The 886-nt window shown below is 65.0% G+C and carries 1 protein-coding gene; it reads right to left on the bottom strand.

Going from position 1 to position 886, the window contains the following annotated elements; genetic code table 11:
* Positions 1–886: hemagglutinin repeat-containing protein (locus Y887_RS16810; protein ID WP_046965440.1), on the bottom strand; the 886-nt coding region annotated here is incomplete at both ends.

Below are 886 nucleotides of genomic sequence, written 5' to 3'. Positions count from 1 at the left end.
CAGCAGGTTGTTGCCGGCCTTGATGTCGCTGCCGCGCACCAGGATGTTGCTGTCTTCGCCGCCGCCGGTGGCGATCAGGTTGACGTTGCCGCCAGCCTGCAAGGTGGAGCCCTTGGAGGTGGCGCTACGCTGCTTGGTCTCGCTCTCGCTCTGGCTGCCGCCTACGGTGACCGAGATGCTGACATTGGCCGCCTGGGCCGCGCCCTTGGCGGTGTCGGCATTCATGACACTGCTGGCGGCCTGACCCGCGCCATAGGCGCTGTAGGCCGCAGACGCACCGGCCAAAGCCTGCATGCGCGAGTCGCCCTCGGCCTTCTTGCCGGCGTCGGCACTGCTCATTGCTGCCTGGGCCAGATTGAGCGCGGCCGCGCTCAATGTCACCGACAAGCCGCCTTGCTTGAACTCGGTACGCTGTTCGCTGCTCGAGGTGTCGTGGACTTCGGTGATCGCGATGTCCTTGGCCTTGGCGGTGATGTCGCCTTGCAGCGCCATCACATCGCTGCCGGTGATCGCCAGTTTGTTGCCGGCGACCATGGTGACGTTGCCCTCCAGGCTGCCGACCGTGGTGCCGGTGTGGCTCACATCGGCGATGTCGGCCTCGGTCTTGACCGTCTGCTTGCCGATGGTGAAGCCGATGCCGCCGCTACCGAACAAGCCGGACTTCACGGTCTTCTTGTCGTGCGCTTCGCTATGCGTACTCTGCGCCGTCTCAAGCGTCAGGTTGTTGCCGGCCGCGAGCACTACATCGCCGGTGCCGACGATCTGCGTGCCTTGCGAGAGCAGATCGTTGCCTGCCGCAATGGAGATCTGCTCGCCGCTGAGCGAGCTGGTCATCGCCAGGCTGTCATGGCTCTCATCATGCGTGGTGACGGTCTTGCTGGACAGC

It is taken from the genome of Xanthomonas pisi DSM 18956, assembly GCF_001010415.1.
Lineage (GTDB): Bacteria > Pseudomonadota > Gammaproteobacteria > Xanthomonadales > Xanthomonadaceae > Xanthomonas > Xanthomonas pisi.
The sequence above is the reverse complement of the archived record's forward strand: the minus strand, read 5'-3'. Positions and strand labels throughout refer to the sequence as shown.